This window comes from Cupriavidus basilensis (assembly GCF_029335485.1).
Taxonomy (GTDB): Bacteria; Pseudomonadota; Gammaproteobacteria; order Burkholderiales; family Burkholderiaceae; genus Cupriavidus; species Cupriavidus basilensis_E.
The window spans coordinates 59,589-75,954 of record NZ_JARJLM010000559.1 but is presented as its reverse complement, the minus strand read 5'-3'; the positions used below and the strand labels follow the sequence as shown (position 1 = coordinate 75,954).

The window sequence follows — 16,366 nt, the reverse complement described above, 5'->3', positions numbered from 1 at the left end:
CGATCAACGAGGACCACCTTGTGCAGATGCAAGGCCGGTTCCCCAATACCACCAGAAAATCAATGGACACGTTCCGGCCTTCGCCGCTGCCATGCCCAACATCCATACCGTACCGCATTGCGACTCCAGCGCCACACCTTACGCAACAATCGACCACGATCGCGCGCGATCGGCACCAGCGGGCGTCCCGCCGTACGCCCCAGCTTGTGCACCACGGCCTCGGGCGTGGTGAATAGCCGGGTGCGCCAATCCCAGTAGACCGGGTAGCGCAGCAGCACGCCGGCAACCAGCATGTCCAGCGTCAACGTCCGCTGGCGCCAGGGCTGCGGCAGCGCGTCCTCGGTCAGGCCCCATCCGGCATAGAACGGCAAGCCGTAGGTGAACACGCTCTTACCGCGCAGCAGTGCATCGAAGCCCGCGAGCGAAGACAACACATGTACTTCGTCCGCGCAATCGACCAGCGACAGCAAGTCGGCCTCGGCATCCACGATGTCGGCCAGCTCTCTGGCCTGCACCAGCCCCACCCGGTTGCCTGAAAGCACATCGGGGTGCGGCTTGTAGACAATGAAACCGTCCGGATTGCGCCGACGCACCTCCTCGAGCAGCGCTTCAGCCGTGCCCAGCGCCCCGGTGCCAAAGCGGATCGAAGCATCGTCCGCCACCTGGCCCGGCACCAGAATCACCGTCTTTCCGACCGGCGCCCGCCACGCTGGCGTGCGCCGGCCCAGGTTGTACTTGGTCACGCCCAGCCGGGCCACCAGTTCACGCAACGCTGACGCACGCGCGAGTTCGGCGGCATCGAAATGGACGCCATTCAAGATCTGTGTCAACTCATTCGGGCTGCGCGCATCGAAGTACAGGCCCTGGCGATCCATTACCTGGCTGCACGGCGCGTTCATATCGGATCCCAGGCCGTCCGAATGGAAAAATCCATCTTCCATGCGCAGCATGGGCGTACCCGCAGGTATGCCATCGCTGCTTTTACCGCCCCATAGCGCCACACGTTCGCCCGGCTTGAGCTCGGCCGGCAAGTCGGACCAGCGCAGCTCACCGCCGCCCGCCGTGAGGAAAGGCGTGGCGAAATGCCGCTTCCAGATCTGAAAGCGCAAGCCGGTCACCCGCTCGCAATCCGCATAGCGGGCCCGCACCGCGCGTTGCAGTTCGATGCTCTCAAGCACTTGCGTCAACGTGCCGGCGCGGTGCGCTTCCGGGTCAAAGTAGGACGCAAGGCGTAGATACACCACGTCGAACAGCGCGGCAAGCGTTGGCCTGGCGCGGCGCTCGGGCATCGGCAGCGCATCCTGCGTCAGGCCCCAGCCAGCGTAGTACGGCCTGCCGAATACATGCACGGGCACACCGGCCAACAAAGCCTGCATGCCCTCCGGCGCGCTGACGGTATAGAAGTGATCGACATGTGCCAGCGCCGCAAAAAGACTGAATCCGCTGTCAATAGTGCGAACATCAGACGGCAACCCGCGCAGGAGCGACATGCCGCCCCGCTTGCCGCCGGGAGGCGGCCAGATCCAGAATTCCGCCGCGGGATGTTCGGCGATCGCTGCCGACACCATCCGATCGAAGGCAGCCTGGCCGGCTCTCAGGCTGCAAGGTTGGTCAACAAGCAACACCCGCGGTTTGCTGCGCGGTTCGGCCAGCTCTGGCGGGCAGGAGGGTACGGTATCGCCAACGGGCTCTGCACAAGCGGCAGCCACACGAGCCATCAAACCGGGCAAGTCTGGCGAAGTCCCAAGACTCCGCGCGCTTGGGCCGGCCAGCGCATTCGCCACGGCCCGCTCCAGCCGGGTATCCGCCCTGCCCGGGCCCGGCAGTTCAAACCACGAAAGCATCGGCACCCCGCCCCCGCATGAAGACCAGACAGGGCCGGCCAGCAAAGCCGGCGCGGCGGGGTTGGCGAGCCGCATCAGACGGAACAGCGCTGATCCCGCCGGGCGCTCCGCCCCCACGCCATTCGCGGCGCCCGCACCACTCATCTACGCCAGCTCCTCGATGAACTGGTCAACCACCTCGAAATGCTCCCGCCAGGTCGGCTCGCGAAAATCTTCGATCCGCACCAGCTGAGAGGCCCGCGCCGAACTTGCCGCCGTGCTGTATTCCATGATGCGTGCCATCCAGCCCGGACCGTCGAGCGGATCGAGATAATCGGGAATGTCCCCTGCAATCTCACGGAATACCGGCAGATTGCTGGCAATCACCGGCACCCGAAGCGCCAGCGCCTCGGCCAGCGGCATGCCGTATCCCTCGACAAAGGATGGGAAGAGCAAGGCCTGCGCATGGTGTAGATAGTTGAATAAACGCTCGTCGGAACAGTCGCCTTCCTCGATCACCTTGCCACGCAAGGGCGCGCAGCGTTCGAGCATATCGACGACATTCTCGCACTCCCAGCCGCGCCGCCCTATGACAACAAGCGTCGGCGCGCTCTCGCCATGGATTTCAACCAGGCGACGCCAGACATGCAGGGCAAACCAATGATTCTTGCGAGGCTCAATGGTGCCGAGCATGACGAAATAAGGCTGCGGAAGAGGGCGTGCACCGACTGCCCCCGCCGGCACACCCGAAGCAAGGCGGGCGACCACGGTTCTGGGCACTACCCAACCGGCGCGGAGGGACTCCTCGGCAAGAGAATCCAGGGTGGATTGGGAATTGGCAATAATGCCTGCGGCATGACCGAGTGCCACACTCATTCTTTTGTAGTGCGTTTCAAGCACTCCGGGACGGCAATACTCAGCATGCGTGAGCGGGATCAAATCGTGCACCATAAATACGGCACGAATTCCCCTCTTTGTCATCGCCTTAAAATATCGGTCGAACTCCATTCCGGAATGACTGGTATGCAGCAGTATGCCGAGGCCAACCCGGTCGCGCCTAAGGGCGCCGAGGACGGCGCGCGCCATCAGGACCTGCGCCCCCCTTGCACGGGTGAAATCCTGGCTCAACAGCATATCGAAAGCCTGCGCCGACTCGCGCTCAGACATCACGACATGGAAGCCGCGTTCGCTCAGCACGGCCCGCGCCCGGTACGCATAGTGCCTGATGTAGGCAAGACCAACGCGATCCACGCCGGTCGGCAGCGTCCGCTTGGCCAGCCGATCCAAGAGCCGCGTAACGTCCAGGTAGATGGGAATCACTGTCTTGTCACTGCACGAGGAAGCCCGCGAACGGGAGTGTGAGGATATTCCAACAAGTCCACAAACGAGATTGCCGGCAAGTTCGCGTATTTTAGCTACGAACATGCCATAATTGCAAAAATTCGCCCAGCCTTAAGAAGAAACACCTCAGAATGCGCAGCCTATCCGCCTTGTTGGTGGCCGTGTCGACCATCAGCACGGCTAGCCTTACCGCTTGTTCCTTCGTCCCATCCTCCGGCCCGACCAAGTCCCAGGTGCAGGACTCTGTCAAGGCCTCGGTCACGGCGGGCATTCAGATTGTCGACGTCACGGAAGATGTCGCGCAGCGCCTGCTGAAAGAGCGCCAGCCCGGCGATTTTGCCCGCACCCTGGGCAACAAGGCACAATTCCAGCAGCAGCTTGGCGTGGGCGACACGCTTGAGGTTTCCGTCTGGGAAGCGCCGCCGGCCACGTTGTTCGGCGCCTCGGGAATGGACCCCCGGGTCGCGCCCACCAATGCGCGCGTCACGGTCCTGCCGGAGCAAATGGTCAGCGGCGACGGCTATATCAATATCCCGTTTGCCGGCCAGATCAAGGCAGTTGGCCGCACCACCACGGAGGTGGAGCGCGCCATTACCGCCGCCCTGAAGGGCAAGGCGAACCAGCCGCAGGTGCTGGTACGATTGTCAAAAAATGTAACGTCCTATGTGACAGTGGTCGGCGACGTCGGTGCAAGCACCCGCATGCAACTCACCCCGCGTGGCGAACGCCTGCTGGACGCCGTTGCAAGCGCGGGAGGCGTCCGCCAGCCCGTGGACAAAATGACCATTCAGGTCACCCGCGGCAGCGAGGTCCAGGCCCTGCCACTGCAAACCATCATCCGCGATCCCCGCCAGAACGTGCCCCTGCGCGCCGGCGATGTGGTGACCGCTCTATATCAGCCGCTCAGCTTTACTGCGCTGGGCGCGACCGGCAAGAACCAGGAAGTCAATTTCGAAGCGCAAGGCATCACGCTGGCCCAGGCCATCGCCCGCGCCGGCGGCTTGGAAGACGCTCGCTCCGATGCACAAGGGGTGTTCATCTTCCGCTTTGAGGATGCCTCCGCCCTGCCCTGGCCCAATCAGCCGGTGCGGACGACGCAGAACGGCAAGGTGCCGGTGGTCTACCGCATCAACCTGAAAGACCCCGGCAGCTTCTTTGTGGCGCAGACGTTCCCGATGGACAACAAGGATCTGTTGTATGTGTCGAACGCGCCGATCGCGGAATTGCAGAAGTTCTTGAATGTAGTGTTCTCGGTTGCATATCCGGTGGTCACTACTGTGAATACGTTTAAGTGAGAATCTAAGCTGATTGCCTGAGGCAGCACCTTCGTTCGGGAGTCAACGAGGTGCAGTGCGTGATTGAGGAGAAATTCAGGGGCAACTCCGGCAGACTGCTGCCTCGACTCCACGATTGACGATCCAGTGTGCCAACAGCGCGGTGACCGAGGCAGGCACCGATCCACCAGCCCATTAAGCGAGACGATAGACCGGATCGTCTTCTGGAAGCATGGTAAGGGCGCTGACGACTACGGGCACAAGCGAACACGTCACCCATAGTGCAGCGCACTTGACGCACCATACCTCAACACATGAAATCACCAAAATAATGGGTACTAATCCAACAATTAAGCCGACGATGTAGCTCTTAAAATACGGCATGATCACATCCTACGCCCAAAATTTCGAAGACGTCATGCTCTGGCGTGCACTATCTCACGTCGGAAAAGGCTTTTATATCGACGTCGGAGCCCAAGACCCACTGGTGGACTCGGTCAGTCTGGCCTTCTACGAGCACGGCTGGCGTGGCATCCACGTCGAGCCAACACCGTTTTACGCGGAAGCGCTCCGCCAAGCCCGGCCCGAGGACATCGTGATTCAGGCGGCGGTAGGTGCGGGGCCTGCGGTTCTCCCGTTCTTCGAAATTCCCGGAACCGGGATCTCCACCGCCGATCCGGCCATTGCCGAACAACATCGCCAGCGCGGATTTGACATCAGGGAGATTGCCGTATCGTGCATTCCGCTAAGCGCGATCTTGAACACGCGTGCGGACCAAGACGTACATTGGCTAAAGATCGACGTGGAGGGACTAGAGCGGCAGGTTCTAAGCAGTTGGGGCACTTGCCCTGTCCGGCCGTGGATTGTTGTGGTGGAAAGCACATTACCGTTGACGCAAATCGAGACGCACGGGAACTGGGAGGCGCTGATTCTAGGCTATGGATATACGCCGGTCTATTTCGACGGCCTGAACCGCTACTATGTCTCCGACGCATATCCTGAGCTTAAAAATGCCTTTGCTGCACCCCCGAACGTTTTTGATAGTTTTCGCCTCAACGGCACCGCCAGCGCCACATTTCACAAACTGATTGAGGAGCGCTTTGACTCCCGAACAAGGGAGGCACAGGCCCAATTCGCGCAGCGTGAGAGCGCAATAAATCTTGAGATTGAGCGCCTCACCCTTAAGTTGGCTTCGCAAGACAAGGAAATAGGCGAACGCGAACAAGCCGTCTCCCAGCAATGGTCCACTGCTCAACAAAGACTCCACCGACTAGAGCGAGACTGGGCATTGAGGGAACGGATGCTAGTAGACCAAGCAGCTAAGACGACTCGTGAGCTGGAAGACCTTCTCCGTGCCATGGTACGTCGCGAACAAGAAGTCGGCGCCCAATTGTTGTCCACACAACAACGTGCCGACCAGAATGGCGCCGAGCGCGAGCGACTCTTAGTAGAGCAGTTGCAATCCGTCCAGCAAGACCTGCTCAGAGTGGAGCAGGAACGGACACGGCGCGAACAGGAAGTCAGCACCCAGCTATTATCCATCCAACAGCGCGCCAACCAAGAGAGCGTCGACCAAGCGCAAATCTATAGTCAACGAATGCACACCCTGCGGCAAGAGCATATCGAGCGTGAGCAGTATTTCGTAGAGCAATTGCAATCTGTCCGGCAAGATCTTCTCAAATCAGAGCAAGAACGGACACGGCGCGAGCAGGAAATCGGCGCTCAGTTATTGACCTTCCAGCAGCGTGCCAACAAGGAAACTGCCGACAATGCGCGTCTGCATAGCGAACAGGCTGATGCGCTACGTCAAGAGCATGCACAGCGCGAACTGTTGCTGACGCGGCAATTGCATACAATTCAACTGGAGTGCCGACAACTCGAGCAAGAGGCACGCGAAAAGGCGAGCACTCTTGAGCGCGAGCTTGACCAGCTTCGTGAGGATTACGAAAAGAGTACAACCCATTCAACTGAGCTATCAGCAAAAGTTGCTACACAGAATCAGCTAGTGGAGTCGTATGCGGCGTGTGAGGCGGAGTTGCGGTCACAACTGCTCGACGAAAAGGTGCGCGCTCAAGATCTCGCCGCAGCTGTTGCGAGAATGAATGACGAGATTCGGAGCATCCATGCGTCGCGCGTTTGGCGTCTCACGTCGTTTCTAAAATCAGCTCTTTCATTTGAATCCCACACGCAGGTGGCCACGCCCATTGCAACACCTGCGCCAGCCTCAACGCTGCACGCGACGCCCGACAATTCCGATAGCGCTTTCACGGTATCCGATGTGTCCGACCTGTCAGATTTGAATCAGAAGACCATGCTTGAAAATGTAAACCCCTCTCCCGCTTCAAACCAAACCAGAACTCCAGGTAACGTCTACCGTCTTCATGAACTACTTGGTCCGGATGACAGCGCATTCGTGATTAATGCATATCGAGTTCTCCTCCGCCGCGACCCAGACCCGAGCGGTTTCGCACACTTTTTGGAGCGCGTCAGACGCGGTGATCCGAAAACTCATGTCATACGCGACATCAGGTTCTCCGAGGAAGGACGCATCAATGCCGTTCGAGTACAGAAACTCTCTGCGGTGCTCTGGCAACAGCGCTTGTCGTCGCTCCCGCTCATAGGCCTGTTAGCTTCATTTTTGCCGAGCGTCGATGACAATCGCCCATCCTCCCGCCGCCTCCGAAGGATGGAGAATCGCCTGGCACGGTTGTTCGATAGTCACGCTCAGACTTCAGCAGAAGTTAATAGAAAGCTGGACGCCCTCGAGATGTCCCTCCAGTCACTCGGTAAGCAGATAGCGAACACCACACTGCGCATTGCGAAAGGCGAGAGAACCTCGGAACCTACTGAATCCACTGAATCTTCTGTGGAAGTGGTAGCACTCCCAGTGACCGAATCCGTGTTAGATGCGCCAATCGTCTTTTCCGGCTCTGACAGCGCCAGCGTTGTTGAGGAACTTGCGAGTATCGTAAAGAACTCCACTGAAGCACACGCGCTCGCCCTATAGCAAAGGAGAATTATCAATGCGTTCGCATCGATAACCCCTCTTACGAATAAAACTAAGATCTTGAATATGCATAGAACGCACATGATGTTTGATACAGGATTTACTGGCAGAATCATCCAGATTACCGAGGCTCTTGATTTCGGCGATGCTGTATCAAACCAGATCGTCGCGCTTGACACAATGTTCAAGGGCATGGGGTTACGCTCGGAAATTTACAGCCAATGGCACCATTCCAATGTCGGCCACCTGCGTAAGAACTTGGACCAACTTGAGGTTCGTGACGATGACGTACTGATTATCCATTTTGCAGGATATTCGGAATACGTAATGGCTCAGTACCATGAGGTCCGGTGCACGAAAATTTGCGCCTATCACAATATCACACCACATACTTTTTTTGAACACGGCACAGATCTCTACTCGTTCTGCCTAAAAGGCAGAGAACAACTACGGGACGTGGTGTCATCCTTTGATTTTTTTTGGGGCGATAGCAATTATAACCTTCAGGAGATCATCGATCTCGGCGTGGACCCAGCCAAATGCAGTCTGGTTCCCATTATCATCGATCGACAGCCTGTCACTGCAAGCTCAAACCATTCAATCGAGCCGGGTGCATGGCTTTTTCTGGGAAGAGTAGCCGCAAACAAGGGCCATATTGAACTGGCAACACTGTTTGCTCAAATGAAGGCCGCGGGATCTCCTGCCGCAAAAAAACTGTATCTCGTGGGAGGTTTCAATCCGAATGATCCGTACTATCAAAAACTCCTGAACCAGATTTCCAAGCTTGGAATTAGCGAGGACGTGGTGATCACGGGGAAAGTGCCCGACGCGGAAGTCAACGACTATTTTCGGCGGGCTTCGATCTACGTCTCCATGAGCCAGCATGAAGGATTCGGAGTCCCACTGATTGAGGCAAGCCTTCAGGGCTTGCCGGTGTTAGCCCTGCACAACACTGCCATCGGTGAAACACTTGGTGTGAAAGATCATCTGGTAACTTCGGCCTCCCAGCTTGGAGAAGCAATAGAGCTCGTTTCCGGCGATCCAGCGGCACGCGAGTCCTTGCTAAAGCAGCAACGTCACAACGCCAGCCGCTACACTGCTGACGCCGTTGCTCTCAATGTAATTAACGCGCTTCGAAACGTCCTGCCCGAGTCCTCGCGTTACGGCACAGTTTCGATCGTAATCTGTACCTACAATCGAGCCGATCTTCTTGATCGTTGCCTGGACTACTTGAGATATCAAACGAATCAGAACTTTGAGGTAGTGGTTGTCAATGGGCCATCTGATGACAACACTGCGGAAGTGATGAGAAAATACGGCGACCGGATCAAAGTCGGATCAAACCCTACTCGGAATCTGTCGGTCTCACGCAATATTGGCATCGAATTGGCAGATGGCGACATTGTCGCATTTATCGATGATGATGCACTGCCTTTTGATGACTGGGTTGATACGCTGCTTCGCGAGTTCAATCGCCGGCCGCTAACGCTCGGAGCTATCGGCGGCCCGGTTTACTATGCCGGCACCTTGGACTATCAAGCTCAGGACATCGGCATCAATAAGTTCGCGGAAGCAAAAGTAAATATTGATTCGAACCAGATCGGCAAGGATGGCTGGGAACGGTCATTGCTGGGGACAAATACCTGTTTTAGTGCAAGCGCTGTACGTGACGTTCTCGGCTTCGATGAGCAATTCGACTATTTTCTTGATGAATCTGAACTCTGCTATCGCATGCAGCACGGCAATTACATCGTCGGCTATTGCCCCGATCTTTACCTGCGGCACGAGTTTGCACAGAGCCATAATCGAGGCGGGAAATACAATTTCAATTGGTTCACGATTTGCAAGAATATGGCCTATTTCATTGCCGCCTATTCTGGACTCACTGGCAAGGCACTCGTTGAGTACGTCAATCAGCGAATGCAGATCGAGCGCATAGCGCCGCTCACAGCAGGGCACAAGGCTGGAGAGATTACTGACGCCGACTATGAGAAATACCTAGTTGCAATCCGCTCCGGCGTCGAACAAGGCCTGAAAGACGTTGCCGGCTACCCCCGGACTAGGATGCTGAAAGCCGCGCCCCAGGCGTTCAAACCGTTCACGTTTGCAGCCCCTTATCCCCTTGCGAATGAGGACGTCCCGCGCCTCCACATTTGCATCGTAAGCAAGGAATTCCCCCCCTTTTCCGGAAGTGGAGGTATTGGTACTCTCTATTATCACTTGGCGAGCGAGCTGCTCCTCATGGGCCACTATGTGACCGTGATAACACCGGGCGCAGAAGACAACGTCTATCGTCGAGGCCGCTTTGCAGTGAGATACACAGTACCACGAGCGAAATGCTCCGACGCTCTCGGCTCAACCGGATTCGTGAATAATGTGAGTTGGGGTGTCAGCGCTCTCAGCGCCGTGGCAGAGGTCCACAAAGAGCGATCTATCGATGTAATTGAGTCAGCCCTTTGGGACAGCGAAGCGTTGCCAATTGCCCTTCTTCCCACTGGGGAGCGCCCTCCAGTGGTAGTTCGCTTAGTCACTCCGTTCCCTGTTGCAGCTCGTCTCAACGGATGGCAAGTTCCTCAGCGTGAAGCGGAGCTTTTCCTCGCTGCCGAAGCCACACTGATCAAGCATGCCGATGCCGTGATCCCGATTAGCGAATCAATTGCCTCAACAATCGAGAGCGAGTATCACATTCAACGAGACCACCGCTGGCATCGTTCACACTGCGGCATTGCCTACTGGCCTTTTTTTGATTCAAGCCAGGGCTACACCGAGCTCAAGGAAGTCAACGGAAAAGCGTTTGACATACCGAAAACCGCAAAGATCGTGCTTTTTGTCGGCCGACTTGAAGGCCGCAAGGGTGTCGACACGCTGCTCGCCGCTGCAAACGAATTCCTGGCGACGGAGCCAAGCTGCCATCTGGTACTTGCAGGAAAGGACATTGAGAATTGGACGGAGCGGGCAAAATCCATCCTCACGAATGAGATTCAGGCGCGAGTACATTTGCTTGGATCAGTTGACGATCAGACACGTGAAAAGCTCCTAAATGCAGCACATTGTGTCGTCTTCCCATCGCGGTACGAGTCTTTTGGACTTGTCCCGCTTGAGGCGTTCGTGCATGGCACTCCCGTCATAGCCTCTCGCGTGGGTGCTATTCCCGAGGTGGTAACCGAAAACAAATGTGGCCTGCTGTTTGAGATGGGCAATTCAGCAATGCTCGCGGAATGCGTGTCTCGCTTGTTGAAAGATCCCACACTTCACGCTTCGTTGTCGAGAGGTGCACACGAGCAGATCCGTGTATTCAGCTCAAGGAATTCGGCAATACGGGCAGTGACACTGTATGTCTCTCTTAGAAACAAGCGGGCCAAGGTTTCCCGTAGCGAAACGCCTGTACTGCATTAACCCAGTGCCCGGAAGGCAATTATTCAGAAAGGACAAGATGAACACAGCAATCATCACCGGCATCACCGGCCAAGACGGCGCATACCTGACCCAACTGCTGCTGGAAAAAGGCTACACGGTGTACGGCACCTATCGCCGCACCAGCTCGGTCAACTTCTGGCGCCTGGAGGAACTCGGTGTTGCAAGCCACCCGAACCTGCACTTGGTGGAATACGATCTGACCGATCTGAGCTCCAGCATCCGCCTGCTGCAGAACACCAAGGCTACCGAGGTCTACAACCTGGCCGCGCAGAGCTTTGTCGGCGTTTCGTTCGATCAGCCGGTGACGACCGCGGAAATCACCGGGATCGGCCCGCTCAACCTGCTTGAGGCCATCCGCATCGTCAATCCGGAAATTCGCTTCTATCAGGCTAGCACCTCGGAGATGTTCGGCAAGGTCCAGGCTATTCCCCAAGTGGAAAGCACGCCGTTCTACCCGCGCAGCCCCTACGGCGTCGCAAAGCTCTATGCGCACTGGATGACGGTGAACTACCGTGAGAGCTACAACATCTTTGGCAGCAGCGGCATTCTGTTCAATCACGAGTCGCCGCTGCGGGGCCGCGAGTTCGTTACCCGCAAGATTACCGACAGCATGGCCAAGATCCATCTCGGCCAACTGGATGTGCTGGAGCTCGGCAATCTCGATGCGAAGCGCGATTGGGGTTTTGCCAAGGAATACGTGGAAGGCATGTGGCGCATGCTGCAGGCCGACAAGCCGGACACTTACGTGCTTGCCACGAATCGCACGGAAACGGTTCGTGACTTCGTCACGATGGCGGCCAAGGCCGTTGGCACCGACATTGCGTGGGAAGGCCGCAACGAAGATGAAGTCGGCTACGAACGCAATAGCGGCAAGGCGATCGTAAAAATCAATCCGAAGTTCTACCGTCCCGCGGAAGTGGAATTGTTGATCGGCGATCCTGCCAAGGCCCGCAAGGAGCTGGGATGGGAACCCAAGACCACCCTCGAGGAACTCTGCCAGATGATGGTGGAAGCCGATATCCGTCGCAACAAAGCAGGCTTCTCGTTCTAAGCCATGGCAAAGGTCCTGATTACGGGTATTCACGGCTTCACCGGTCAACATCTGCTCCAGGAGCTGATTGGCGCAGGTCATGAAGTTTGCGGCCTGGCACACACAACGGCGACAGATGCGCCGACGTCGGTGCCAGTGCACGTGTGCGACCTGCTCGATCGGTCCGCGCTTACCGAAGTGCTCGCGCATGAACGGCCCGATGCAGTGGTGCACCTTGCCGCTATTGCATTCGTCGCACATGGTGACGTCAGGGCCATCTACGACACCAACGTGGTTGGCACCCGCAACCTGCTGGAGGCTATTCATTCCTCCGGCTGCCAACCACGGTCAGTACTGCTTGCCAGCAGCGCAAACATCTACGGCAATAGCGACCGCGAGGTACTTGACGAAGCCGCCCCGGCGGCACCGGCGAACGACTACGCTGTCAGCAAGCTGGCCATGGAGTATATGGCCAAGCTGTGGGAGGACAAGCTGCCGATTACCATCGTGCGGCCCTTCAACTATACGGGTGTCGGGCAGACGCCCAACTTCGTGCTGCCGAAGATAGTTGCGCATTTCCGCGAGCGCAGGCCCGTATTGGAGTTGGGGAATCTAAACGTTATTCGGGATTTCTCCGACGTACGCAGCGTCGTCGCCGCTTATGCGCAGCTGCTCAACGGCAAATTTGCCGGTCAGACGTTCAACACCTGTTCAGGCGTTGGCTACTCGCTCGGGGATGTGCTGACGATCTTGCACGATCTGACCGGACATCGGCCCGAGATTAAAGTGAATATGGCATTTGTACGTGCCAACGAAGTGCACAAGCTGATTGGCAGCAATACAAAGCTCAGGCAGGCAATTGGCGCAATGCCGGATATTGCACTGCGCGACACGCTGCAGTGGATGCTGGAGACTGGCCGATAGATGGGTGGCTCTGGCGCTATATAGTCATAGTGCCAGAGCAAGATCCCTCATTGGCGGCACTACTATCAGAAGACGATCAAATCAATCATGTTAAGACTGGCACTTGTAAGCACCCCGAGATCAGGTAACACTTGGCTGAGGTATCTGCTTGCTCGCACCTTCGATCTCGAGCAGTATGCCGTTCATAGCCCTTCCGCACTGGACTGGTCCAGTTTGCCGCAGAGATGCATTGTTCAACTCCACTGGAACAACACGCCCGAGTTCCGCTCACTGCTGAACGCCGCGGATTTCCGGGTGATTACAATTTCCCGTCACCCACTTGATACCCTGCTGTCGATTCTTCACTTCTCGCCAAATGAGCCAGAGACGGCCCAGTGGCTGCTTGGGCAAGGTGGTTCCGAACAATCCATACATCACAAATCGCCAGCCAGCTCGGAATTCCAGGATTACTGCATTAGCCCAAGGGCTCAGGCATTGCTATCCGTTACTCCGCAATGGTGGGATGTCGATGGAGTAGTGAAGGTTCGTTATGAGGATCTGGTCTCTGATACAACGGGAGTACTCTGCACGATTGCCGAGGTTATTGGGGAACCCGCTAGCGGGCTCGCGGAAATTGTTGACTCCCTGAGCATTGAGAACCTGAGGCTCACGTCGTCAAATCAGCACTTCTGGAAAGGGCAGCCGGGCCTATGGCGCAACTTGATCTTGCCGGACTTTGCTGAGGAAATTTACCAGGTGAACCAGGGCTCATTTGAGAAGCCAGGTTACACATGCGCCTCCGATGAAAAATTGCAGGTGTGCAATGTGGAAGAGTTCTGGGCGCAGCTAGATTAAGTCATGAATAAGCTATTGAGGCGCATGTAGACACGTCTCTAGCCGAATTCGAGCTGCGCTATCCGAAAGGATTGTATGCCAAGGCACGACAAGGTCTGATTCAAAAATTCACGGGATTGGACAGTCCCTATAAAGTGCCGCTGAAACCTGATTTGAAGCTCGATACATCGCATAAATCTATCGAATACTACATCGCAGCTATGCTGAATCATTTAGAGGCCAGGATTGACATTTCTCTCAACAATGCGCTGCACGAAAGAGAACTGAGCTACATGGAAGCCATCCGATGAAGTTGATTCTTGCGGTGGATGCGATTGTGCCGCCATTGACCGGCATCGGTCGCTATACATGGGAATTGGCAAGGTACTACACCATGCCGGAAAGTGGCCTGGACAGGCCGCGTTTCTTCTTTGCTGGCCATTGGGTGGAAAACCCCGCCTCGCTGCTGCATCCCGCCATTTCCGCGGCAAAGCCGCGCCGGCGTATCGGCCAGCTTCCGCGCATGCCGGCCATTTGGCGCCGCTGGAATATGCGGCGCCAAATGGAAGGTCATGTATTTCATTCGCCGAACTATTTCCTCCCGGAAGCGGTGGACGGCGGCATTGTCACGGTGCATGACCTGTCAGTCTTCAAATACCCTGAGACCCATCCGGCCGAACGCTTGCGGCATTTTGAACAAGGCTTTGCTTCCACACTGAGGCGGGCCGCTCATTTGATCACTGATTCCGAAGCAATTCGTGCGGAAGTGGTGGAATACTTCGGCTGGCCGCGTGAAAAAGTTACCTCGATCGGTCTCGGGGCGCCAGCCGAGTTCGGACCGCGCGCACCTGGAGAGATTGTGGCAGCACTGGCCCAGCACGGCCTCACGCCAGGAGGGTACGCGCTGTGCGTCTCCACGTTGGAACCACGCAAGCGCGTGGATCGCCTGCTCGAAGCCTACATGGCCTTGCCCTCTGCATTGCGTAGTCGTTACCCACTTGTACTGGCGGGCAGCAAGGGCTGGCTGAGCGACAACCTGCAGGCGCAGATTGCACTTGGCCAAAGCGAGGGATGGCTCCACTACCTGGGCTTCGTGCCGGAGTCCCTTCTCCCACTGCTCTACGCTGGTGCGCGCGCCTTCCTCTACCCTTCGGTGTACGAGGGCTTCGGCCTGCCGGTGCTTGAGGCTCTCACCAGTGGCGTACCTACACTGACGTCGGATTGCTCATCACTACCGGAAGTGGCGGGCGGTGCGGCATGGTTGGTGGAACCGGATCATCACGAAGCGTTGCGCGACGGCATCGAGTTAGTCCTCACTGACGAGAGTTGGCGCGCCAATGCGATTAGGCGAGGACTGCAAGTTGCTGCGGCACATAGCTGGCAGCAATGTGCCGCCAAGACACTGGCGCTATGCAAGCGCTTCACCTGACTTTCCGCCTGGCATTACGATATGGCGGCCAGTAGTATCTTGAGCTGGTCAGCGCTTGCTGCCCAGCTCAATCGCCGCAAGGCGCCACTGCCTGGAGCACTCCCCGCCTTCAGCAGATCCAGCCACGCAGCAAATTCCGTGGCAAGCTCAACGCTGGTGCGACCGCTAAAATACGTGGCGTCCTGTCCGGCCACTTCCCGGAACACCGGCAGATCGCGCGCCAGTATAGGCATGCCGTAGTGAGCGGCCTCCACCAGCGGCAATCCAAAGCCTTCTGCTTCGGAAGCCATGACCAACCCGCCTAGATTGCCGTAGAGCCCTGCCAGCTCCGCATCGCTGACGGCCGTGAGCCAGATCATGCGCCCACCGGCCTCGGGATGGCCATGCAGACGTTCCGCAAGAGATGCGACATTCCATCCTTCCCGCCCCGCGATGACCAGTGTGACATCACGACCTTGTGCCCACAAATGCTCAAACGCGTCGAGTACTTGTGCGTGCCCTTTGCGGGGTTCTACCGTGCCGACCATCAGCACGCTTTGACGCAGGAAGTGTGAAGATCTCCCGCGGATCTGCGGCACAAGGTCTGCGGTAGGGTTCGGCATAACGGGCAGCTCCGCGCCGAGGTGAAACCAGCCTGGAGCAAGCTCGCTGCCGGCAATTCCGCAGCGCTGCCACAGCCAGGTGCTGACCTCGTCCGCCACCGAGCGGGATATGCAGCACAGGGCATCGGCATACGTTGCCACCGTCCCCAGCCAGTAACGGAATGACCTGCGCGCTCGGGGCGTAAACCACTCTGGGTGAAGCGCCGGCAGCAAATCATAGATCACGAATGCAAAGCGTACGCCTTGGGCGCGCCACTGGAGAAACTCGCGCTGGCGGCTGGGTGCAATGCGGCTACTGAGGTCCAAGCCGAGGAAGATGTCATGCGGCCCGACTCGTACAGGCGTATCGTCCCCAACAGATACGCTAGCGTCAAGGGAGGACAGGTAAGCGTTGGCATAACGATAGGACGTCTTTCGGGTGGCCCGCACGGGGCGAACCACAAAGCCTTCCGGTGGTGCCCGTAACAGTTCCAACAGCAGGGATCGGACCACGCGCTGTATGCCTGTACCTGCATCGTGGGCGGCAATAATCGATACGTCGACCAGCAACTGTCGAGGCGCCCCCCCTGGCCTGACGCGCGCGGGCCGAATGGACGCGACTGCGCGTCGCGCCAGCCCAGCCCAACACGCAGCCCCCCAGATCGCAGCAAACTGTAGCGTCGCGGCTCTAAGCTTCCTATACATATGCGGTTGCGGCGATCAGCAC

The 16,366-nt window shown here is 57.5% G+C and carries 11 protein-coding genes; 8 read left to right on the top strand and 3 right to left on the bottom strand.

All coding sequences use genetic code 11. The annotated features are described in order from the left end of the window. Positions 1–59: 59 nt before the first annotated feature. Together P3W85_RS34930 and P3W85_RS34925 are read right to left on the bottom strand one after the other, a co-directional pair. Positions 60–1,988 (bottom strand): capsular polysaccharide biosynthesis protein, encoded by a 1,929-nt coding sequence (locus P3W85_RS34930; protein WP_430869679.1) that lies wholly within the window; start codon positions 1,986–1,988, stop codon positions 60–62. Continuing rightward, complete coding sequence (locus P3W85_RS34925; protein ID WP_276268123.1) at positions 1,989–3,143, bottom strand: glycosyltransferase family 4 protein; 1,155 nt, start codon at positions 3,141–3,143, stop codon at positions 1,989–1,991. 152 nt (positions 3,144–3,295) lie between these two features. Between P3W85_RS34925 and P3W85_RS34920 the strand changes: the two genes are divergently transcribed. The 8 genes from P3W85_RS34920 to P3W85_RS34885 all read left to right on the top strand — a co-directional run bounded on the left by P3W85_RS34920 (position 3,296) and on the right by P3W85_RS34885 (position 15,058). Next, a complete protein-coding gene (locus tag P3W85_RS34920) occupies positions 3,296–4,459 on the top strand; it encodes a polysaccharide biosynthesis/export family protein (RefSeq protein ID WP_276268122.1) in 1,164 nt (387 codons plus the stop codon). Positions 4,460–4,820: 361 nt separating this feature from the next. After that, positions 4,821–7,445: an FkbM family methyltransferase gene (locus P3W85_RS34915; protein WP_276268121.1), complete on the top strand. Its 2,625-nt coding sequence runs from the start codon at positions 4,821–4,823 to the stop codon at positions 7,443–7,445. 81 nt (positions 7,446–7,526) lie between these two features. Then, on the top strand, positions 7,527–10,841 hold the full coding sequence (locus P3W85_RS34910; protein ID WP_276268120.1) for a glycosyltransferase: 3,315 nt from the start codon (positions 7,527–7,529) through the stop codon (positions 10,839–10,841). Between the two features lie 37 nt (positions 10,842–10,878). Beyond that, positions 10,879–11,913 (top strand): GDP-mannose 4,6-dehydratase, encoded by a 1,035-nt coding sequence (gene gmd, locus P3W85_RS34905; protein ID WP_276268143.1) that lies wholly within the window; start codon positions 10,879–10,881, stop codon positions 11,911–11,913. A 3-nt stretch (positions 11,914–11,916) separates the two neighbouring features. Then, positions 11,917–12,816 (top strand): NAD-dependent epimerase/dehydratase family protein, encoded by a 900-nt coding sequence (locus tag P3W85_RS34900; protein WP_276268119.1) that lies wholly within the window; start codon positions 11,917–11,919, stop codon positions 12,814–12,816. Between the two features lie 87 nt (positions 12,817–12,903). Further along, positions 12,904–13,650 carry a sulfotransferase domain-containing protein gene (locus P3W85_RS34895; RefSeq protein ID WP_276268118.1) on the top strand — a complete coding sequence of 249 codons (747 nt, stop codon included), beginning with the start codon at positions 12,904–12,906 and terminating at the stop codon, positions 13,648–13,650. Positions 13,651–13,664: 14 nt separating this feature from the next. Further along, positions 13,665–13,940, top strand: a complete 276-nt coding sequence (locus tag P3W85_RS34890) for an adenylyl-sulfate kinase (RefSeq protein ID WP_276268142.1) — start codon at positions 13,665–13,667, stop codon at positions 13,938–13,940. Beyond that, a complete protein-coding gene (locus P3W85_RS34885; RefSeq protein ID WP_276268117.1) occupies positions 13,937–15,058 on the top strand; it encodes a glycosyltransferase family 4 protein in 1,122 nt (373 codons plus the stop codon). Before P3W85_RS34890 ends, P3W85_RS34885 begins: the two co-directional genes overlap by 4 nt. A 14-nt stretch (positions 15,059–15,072) precedes the next feature. Here P3W85_RS34885 and P3W85_RS34880 read toward each other — a convergent pair whose 3' ends face one another. Continuing rightward, a complete protein-coding gene (locus P3W85_RS34880; protein ID WP_276268116.1) occupies positions 15,073–16,209 on the bottom strand; it encodes a glycosyltransferase family 4 protein in 1,137 nt (378 codons plus the stop codon). Positions 16,210–16,366: the final 157 nt, after the last annotated feature.

Bases quoted from the DNA above. Each gene is read 5' to 3' on its own strand.
- P3W85_RS34885 (WP_276268117.1), top strand. From the start codon at position 13,937: ATGAAGTTGATTCTTGCGGTGGATGCGATTGTGCCGCCATTGACCGGC.
- gmd (WP_276268143.1), top strand. From the start codon at position 10,879: ATGAACACAGCAATCATCACCGGCATCACCGGCCAAGACGGCGCATAC.
- P3W85_RS34900 (WP_276268119.1), top strand. From the start codon at position 11,917: ATGGCAAAGGTCCTGATTACGGGTATTCACGGCTTCACCGGTCAACAT.
- P3W85_RS34910 (WP_276268120.1), top strand. From the start codon at position 7,527: ATGATGTTTGATACAGGATTTACTGGCAGAATCATCCAGATTACCGAG.
- P3W85_RS34895 (WP_276268118.1), top strand. From the start codon at position 12,904: ATGTTAAGACTGGCACTTGTAAGCACCCCGAGATCAGGTAACACTTGG.
- P3W85_RS34920 (WP_276268122.1), top strand. From the start codon at position 3,296: ATGCGCAGCCTATCCGCCTTGTTGGTGGCCGTGTCGACCATCAGCACG.
- P3W85_RS34930 (WP_430869679.1), bottom strand. From the start codon at position 1,988: ATGAGTGGTGCGGGCGCCGCGAATGGCGTGGGGGCGGAGCGCCCGGCG.
- P3W85_RS34915 (WP_276268121.1), top strand. From the start codon at position 4,821: ATGATCACATCCTACGCCCAAAATTTCGAAGACGTCATGCTCTGGCGT.